3 protein-coding genes and 1 pseudogene are annotated in these 4,585 nt (G+C 53.1%); 3 read left to right on the top strand and 1 reads right to left on the bottom strand.

The genetic code is table 11. The features are described from left to right. Positions 1–510, bottom strand: a pseudogene (locus tag AC0LWM_RS32290) (hypothetical protein); the annotation flags it as partial. A 993-nt stretch (positions 511–1,503) separates the two neighbouring features. Here AC0LWM_RS32290 and AC0LWM_RS32285 point away from each other — a divergent pair. The 3 genes from AC0LWM_RS32285 (at position 1,504) to AC0LWM_RS32275 (ending at position 4,156) form a co-directional block, all read left to right on the top strand. After that, complete coding sequence (locus AC0LWM_RS32285; RefSeq protein ID WP_474679154.1) at positions 1,504–2,256, top strand: glucose 1-dehydrogenase; 753 nt, start codon at positions 1,504–1,506, stop codon at positions 2,254–2,256. Between the two features lie 196 nt (positions 2,257–2,452). Next, entirely contained in the window at positions 2,453–3,043 is a 591-nt protein-coding gene (locus AC0LWM_RS32280; protein ID WP_474679153.1) for a TetR/AcrR family transcriptional regulator, read from the top strand. 21 nt (positions 3,044–3,064) lie between these two features. After that, positions 3,065–4,156 carry a serine hydrolase domain-containing protein gene (locus tag AC0LWM_RS32275; RefSeq protein WP_474679152.1) on the top strand — a complete coding sequence of 364 codons (1,092 nt, stop codon included), beginning with the start codon at positions 3,065–3,067 and terminating at the stop codon, positions 4,154–4,156. Positions 4,157–4,585 lie beyond the last annotated feature (429 nt).

Raw genomic sequence — 4,585 nt, 5'->3', positions numbered from 1 at the left:
GGCGCCGCGCTTCTTCTTCGCGCTGCGGCGCTTCCGTCTGCGCCGGCGTTTCGGAGCAGGCTCAGTCGCCTCGCCGTCCGCTACAGGTGCTTCCGGCGGCTCGGCCTGCGTAGCGTCGTCGCCCTCGACTGCCGCGTTGCCACCGCCGTGCGCCTGCGTCTTCGGCGTCACGGCCGCGTTCTCCGAGGCTGTGGCCACCGCCGTGGCGGAAGCGACCGGCGTGCCCGCCTGCAGTCCGGTGCCGCGCTTTTTCTTTGCTGCGCTGCCACCTGCCGCGGCTTGCGCGTCGTCGCCTCCGTACGCCGCCGGCACCGGCGAAAGGCGCTGGAGCGCGGCTTCGCTGCCCGGCGAGGTTAGCGCTGCAAGCTCGCTTGCATCCGCGAGCTCGCGGGAGCTTTCGCCGCCGCTAAGGCTGCCGCGCTGCTTGCGGCAATCGCGGCAGGCTCCGCGCCGTGCGCCGTGCCCGGCTTTTTTGCCCGTGCGGCGGAGGAAGTCCGAAAGCGGCTTCATTTCCAGGCAGTGCGCACATTGTTTATTTGTTGTTTCCATCATAGTCATGGGGATGGACGATACAGCGAGCTGGCCGCTGCCGCCTTCTGTCACCTCGTGTGAGTTAGGTCGGATGTGTGTCATATGTTACATTATACCGCAATGACCGCCTCAGGCATACTTGGCGACGGCGGAGAGCGAATTGGCTGCTCGTTCAAGATCATATGATCCGCAAATCGACTCAATTTTATCGGTTGAGCCCATGAAGGAAGCGGATAGCTCAATAACTCAGATTCAGAATATTGTGTTCTGCTTCCCATAGAATTTGCTCGACCGAATCGCTTTTGCCGACTACAAACAAGCAATCCATATGTCCAAATTTAACTGTAGAACATGCATCTAATTTTGAACATTTACCCCTTTTTTGACCATTTAACTGTAGAACATGTATCTATTTTTCACGAATCTTTGGATTTCCGAGTAAAGTGGAATTTTTAGATGCATGTTTTCCGGTTATTTTCCTCAGGATATTGTCTCCCCCGCAATTAACTACATCTTTTCCAGTTAACTGTGCGAGCGTGGGCAGGCCGGACACCCCGCGCGTCCCTCGATGCACCTTCCTGCCGAACCGCCGGCGTCCGGCTCCGCACGATCATATACACGCAAGCGCTATCAGCAGCATGATCTACAGCTGGTACGTAATCGCGTTTACTTCGGCGGCCGCAGTCCAGTCGGCCAATTCGAGTTGCCGGCGATAATGCTAACGCCGCTACAGGAGAAATTTTACGATCCGATCAAGGTGAACTAATAATGTCGACGAATCGATAGCATGCGGCGGAAAAATGCACTTCGGTGCATTTTTTTGTCGTTATACCGGCCAAAAGGGACACAAATGCAGCCTGTACCGGTTTGAATCGTTTTCGATACATGATTATACTAAAACATGAATTATATGGATTTGTTTTTTTCAGCGATCAATCGAAAGCCGATACCCGATTCACGAGGAGGATGCAGATGAAGCTGGCAGGAAAAGTAGCGGTCGTTACCGGAGCAGGTTCAGGCATAGGCAAGGCGATTTCGATGTTGTTCGCCCGGGAGGGGGCTAAGGTCGTCGTATCGGATATTCAGCCGGAATCGGCTCAGGCAACGCTTGCGGCCATTGAGGCGAGTGGAGGTACGGGAATCGTAAACGTGTCCAACGTCGCCATAGAGGAAGACGTGCAGCGTGTGATCGATACAGCCGTGGAGACGTACGGTACGCTGGATATACTGGTCAACAACGCAGGCATTACGGATGGATTCGTTCCAGTTACGGACATTACCGACGAGCATTGGGAACGCGTATTGGCCGTCAATACGACGGGGCCGATGCGGACGATCCGCAAGGCGCTGCCGATCTTCATCGGGAAGGGCGGCGGCGTGATCGTGAATATCGCTTCGGTTGCCGGTTTGCACGGCTCGCGGGCCGGCATCGCTTATACGGCGGCCAAATTCGCCGTCGTCGGCATGACGAAAAACGTCGGCTACCAATACGGCAAGCGCGGCGTCCGCTGCAACGCGATCGCCCCGGGCGGCGTCACGACGAACATTGGCGTCGGTGCGGAAATCCATAAGGCGGGCAAAGCGATGGCAATGTCCGGGCCGGGGGGCGGGCGCATGGGTACGGCGGAGGAAGTCGCCAAGATCGCCCTGTTCCTCTCCTGCGACGATTCCAGCTTCATCAACGGCGAGATCGTGACCGCCGACGGGGGCTGGACGGCGTTTTAAGCCGAAAGCTTCATACCTATTGTACGGCATAGATAACCTACAACTCTCTTCTCGTCCCGGCGGGGGGAGATTTTTTTTGTACATGGGAGCATTCCAAACGAAAAAAGGCTTCAATCATAGCTCTTTACAAACTTCGCCCTGTTTCATATCATATGATATATAACACTTGATTTTTAAAATCGACAAGGAGATCCGTATGCCGCCGAAAGCTAAATTTTCCAAGGAAGATATCATTGATGCCGCATTTGTGCTTGCAAGCGCAGAAGGCATCGATCATATTACGATCCGTAAAATCGCCGAAAAACTCGGCAGCTCGATCGCCCCGATCTATGTCAACTTCGCCGACGTGGAAGAGTTGAGGAAAGCGGTCCTCCTCAAGATCCACGAGGTTTCGCAGGCAATGCTCATGACCCAGTATACTGATAGTCCGTTTCTGAACATCGGCATCGCCAGCTTGAAATTCGCCAAGGCGTATCCGGTGTTGTTTAACGATTTGATCACGAATCAGCGCGCGTATTTGCAAGACGTTCAGCCTAAGATGAGCGGCATGCTCGACATGATGGGCCAAGATCCGGAGCTCCAAGGATTTTCGCAGGAGGAGCTGATGGACATCTTTTTCAAAATGCAAGTTTTTCAACTGGGCCTTTCGGTTATGGACGTTCATGGGATGTTTCCCGAGCCGTTTCCCGAAGAGAAGCTGGTCGCGATTCTCGAAAGCGCGGGCACGGACATCATCGCGGCTGCGCATTTGCGGAAAAAGGGCGCGTTGAAATCATCGAACGGATGATCATAGAGGAGTGAAGCGTCTATGAACAATGTCAAAGCGGAACAACGGATAACCGGCCATTTTCGCCGAAGAACGCAGAAGGACGATAAGATCCACAACGCATGTATGCTCATCCATTCCGACAGGCACGGCATTCATTTGAAACTGGCGGAAGGTACGACGGGCGGCGGGCCGGCTCACCCCGATCAGCCCTATTATATCGCCAGCGTGAGCAAGTTGTTCACGGCGGTACTCATCGGCATGCTGGTCGAACAAGGGGAGTTATCGTTCGATGATCCCATTTCCATGTATATCGATCAGGACTTATTGCGCGGCCTGCATGTTCATCAGGGAAAGGATTACACGGATGAAATTCGCATCCGGCATTTGCTGAACCATACATCGGGCTTGCATGACTTTATGGAAGATAAGCCGAAGCAAGGCAAATCGATGATCGATTTGATCTTGGACGAACCGACCCGGCTTTGGACGCCGCAGGAGTCGATCGAGTGGGCGAAGCGGCATTTGACGGTGCGCTTCCCTCCCGGCAAAGGGTTTCATTATTCGGACACCGGCTATCATCTATTAGGATTCATCGTGGAGCGTGTAACGGCAAAGCCATTTCACGAAGTGCTTCGGCAGTATATTTTTGAACCGTCGGGAATGAATCATTCTTACTTCGGTCATTATTCGGAGCCGGTCACACCGAACGAACATCCCGTAGCGAGCTTGTACGTGCGCAATGTGAACATTATTCGGCATCGCAGTCTTAGCGTGACTTTTGCAGGCGGCGGAGTGGTTTCCACGACAGAGGACTTATTAAAATTCATGCAAGCTTTGGTCGCTTATCGGTTGGTCCGAGAAACGACGCTAGCGCAGATGAAACAAGATCGGGCGCGGTTCTTCCCCGGGATCGACTATGGCTACGGCATCATGAACATCAAGACCGTTCCGCTATTGATGCCTGCGCGGTACAATGCGTGGGGAAACGCCGGCTCCACCGGTTCCTACCTATTCTACCACCCGGGGACGGATACGTATTTGATCGGAAGCATGAACCATTTTGGCTACGGCCCCAAAGGAATCCGATTCATGCTGCAAACCGTGGATCAGTTGCTGAAAGAGGTAAAGTAGAAAGCTGCGCAAAAAAAACGGCAACGATGCCGTTTTTTGCGTTGTACATTTTGCGTTGTACACCTGTATAGTTTGTTTTGCGGCTCGCGCCCGTTTGCGGCACGTGCTCGTTTGCAGCTCGTGCTCGTGGGCGATGGGATGCCCTCCTGTGTAGTTTGGGAAGTAGTTTGGAGATAACTGCGATACTGCATCTATTTGGAGCGGGTTCAGCCGAAAATAAGCAAATAACTGCGAAAATACAGTAGTTATAAACGAGTTCCTCGTTTTGGCCGGGAACCTTCAAAAATAGATGCACTATTGCATTTGTTCCATCCTCGTATGGTCAAGTCCAATATTGTGTGTAAAATCCTCGTTTAGGATTACACAGGTACTTTTGGATTTTGGGTCTTTCGCCAATCGTAGTACTCTTTCATATCGAGATACTTCTTG

Source organism: Paenibacillus sp. sgz302148, from assembly GCF_056120465.1.
Note: the sequence above shows the minus strand (reverse complement) of the source record. Positions and strands in the feature narration are given on the sequence as shown.

Coding starts and splice junctions, on each gene's coding strand:
- AC0LWM_RS32275 (WP_474679152.1), top strand. CDS start 3,065: ATGAACAATGTCAAAGCGGAACAACGGATAACCGGCCATTTTCGCCGA.
- AC0LWM_RS32285 (WP_474679154.1), top strand. CDS start 1,504: ATGAAGCTGGCAGGAAAAGTAGCGGTCGTTACCGGAGCAGGTTCAGGC.
- AC0LWM_RS32280 (WP_474679153.1), top strand. CDS start 2,453: ATGCCGCCGAAAGCTAAATTTTCCAAGGAAGATATCATTGATGCCGCA.